Origin of the sequence: Lysobacter enzymogenes (genome assembly GCF_017168095.1) — a bacterium.
Lineage (GTDB): Bacteria > Pseudomonadota > Gammaproteobacteria > Xanthomonadales > Xanthomonadaceae > Lysobacter > Lysobacter enzymogenes_D.
This window is the reverse complement of the sequence record NZ_LXSD01000610.1, coordinates 1-1,799: the sequence shown is the minus strand read 5'-3', so window position 1 is coordinate 1,799 and position 1,799 is coordinate 1. Positions and strand designations below refer to the sequence as shown.

General features: G+C 73.3%; 1 protein-coding gene and 2 pseudogenes. 1 reads left to right on the top strand and 2 read right to left on the bottom strand.

Annotated features, from left to right (window positions below; all coding sequences use genetic code 11):
* Both A7A76_RS23580 and A7A76_RS27075 read right to left on the bottom strand, forming a co-directional pair.
* Positions 1-215, bottom strand: a pseudogene (locus A7A76_RS23580) (hypothetical protein); the annotation flags it as partial.
* 135 nt (positions 216-350) lie between these two features.
* Positions 351-407, bottom strand: a pseudogene (locus A7A76_RS27075) (DUF6053 domain-containing protein); the annotation flags it as partial.
* Positions 408-581: 174 nt separating this feature from the next.
* Between A7A76_RS27075 and A7A76_RS23575 the strand changes: the two are divergent.
* Positions 582-1,799, top strand: a 1,218-nt coding sequence (locus tag A7A76_RS23575) for an efflux RND transporter periplasmic adaptor subunit (RefSeq protein ID WP_206413596.1), incomplete at its 3' end; no start/stop codon positions are given.

Genomic DNA, 1,799 nt, shown 5'->3' with positions numbered 1-1,799 from the left:
AGCCGCGCGGCGCGGTCGGCGCGCGCCCACACCGTGGCGCGGCCGTCGCCGACATCGCCGAACTGCAGGCCGTACGGCAGGGTCGGCCGCGCCGACTCGGCGGCGATCAGCGCCGGCGCCGCCAGCGCGGGCAGGGCGCCGCCGAGCGCGCCCAGGCTCAGGGCGCCGCCGGAGCGCAACAGGAAACGGCGGCGGGAGGCGTCGTGGTCGTGCATGGCGATGGCTCGGGGTGGGGGAATCGGCAGGCTAGCGTCCGCGCATGGCAGCGGTGTGGCCGCGGTTCGTGACGGCGGCTGCGCTTTCGCTGCCGCGGCTTGATGCGGGAGAGACTCGCTGTGGCAGGGAGTTCTTGTGGGAGGGACTTCAGTCCCGATGCTTTTCGGCCGGATCGCGGCGAACTGAGCCAAAAGCGATCGGGACTGAAGTCCCTCCTACAACAGCCCAGGGGCCTGCGCCCACCACGCCGCGTTCACGCCGCCGGCCGAAGATGGTCGCGGGATTACGGTCTTGTAATGCGGACAACCGCGCGCGGCCCGGCGCGTTAGCGTAGATCGACTCCTTCCCATTCTCGGACGCAGGCCATGGGCTCGACGCCGAACGCCAGTCCCGCTCCGCCGCCGCGGGCCGCCGAACGCGGCTCGTGGCTGCGCCGCCATCGCGGCCTGCTGTTGACGTTGCTCGGCGTCGCCGCGCTGCTGGCGCTGGCCTGGTGGCTGGTGCACGGCCGCGCCGCCAACGAGCGCGGCAACCGCCGCCCGACCGCGACCGTCGGCATCGCCACCGCCGCGTCCGGCACGATTCCGATCACGCTCGAAGCATTGGGCACGGTGACGCCGCTGGCGACCGCGACGGTGCGCGCGCAGGTCGCGGGCAACATCGTCGACATCGCGTTCAAGGAAGGCCAGCAGGTCGCCAAGGGCGAGGTGTTGCTGCGGATCGATCCGCGCCCGTTCCAGCTCGCGCTGGACCAGGCGCGCGGCGCGCTGGCGCGCGACCAGGCGCAGTTGCAGGTGGCCCAGCTCACGCTCAAGCGCTACGCGCCGCTGGCCCACGACCAGACCATCGCGCAGCAGGATTACGACACCCAGGCCGCGACCGTGCGCCAGCTCACCGGCGTGGTCGCCACCGACCAGGCCGCGGTCGGCACCGCCCAGCTCAATCTCGACTACACCCAGGTGCGCGCGCCGATCGCCGGGCGGGTCGGCCTGCGCGTGGTCGACCTCGGCAATTACGTGACCCCGGGCGATGCCGCCGGGGTGGCGGTGATCTCGGCGGTGACGCCGATCGATGTGGAATTCACCGCGCCGCAGGACGAACTGCCGCGGATCCAGGCGCGGCTCGCGCACGGCGACGCGCCGGCGGTGACCGCGCTCGACCGCACCCGCACCCAGGTGCTCGGCCAGGGCCGGTTCCTGACCCTGGACAACGTCATCGACCCCGGCACCGGCACGGTCAAGGCCAAGGCGCGTTTCGACAACGCCGATGCGCGGCTGTTCCCGAGCCAGTTCGTCAACGTGCGCGTGTTGCTGGACACCTTGAACGATGCGGTCACGGTGCCGGCGGCGGCCCTGCGCAGCGGGCCGAACGGCGATTTCGTCTACGTCGTCGGCGCCGACCGCAAGGCGCGGCTGCGCAAGGTGACGCGCGGGCCGGCCGCGGGCGACACGGTGTCGGTGACGCAAGGGCTCAAGCTCGGCGAGCAGGTGGTGATCTCCGGCGGCGACCAGCTCAACGACGGCGCCGCGGTGCGCCTGCCGGGCGACGCTGGCGGGCCCGGCGCTGCGGACGGCGCCGGCGGC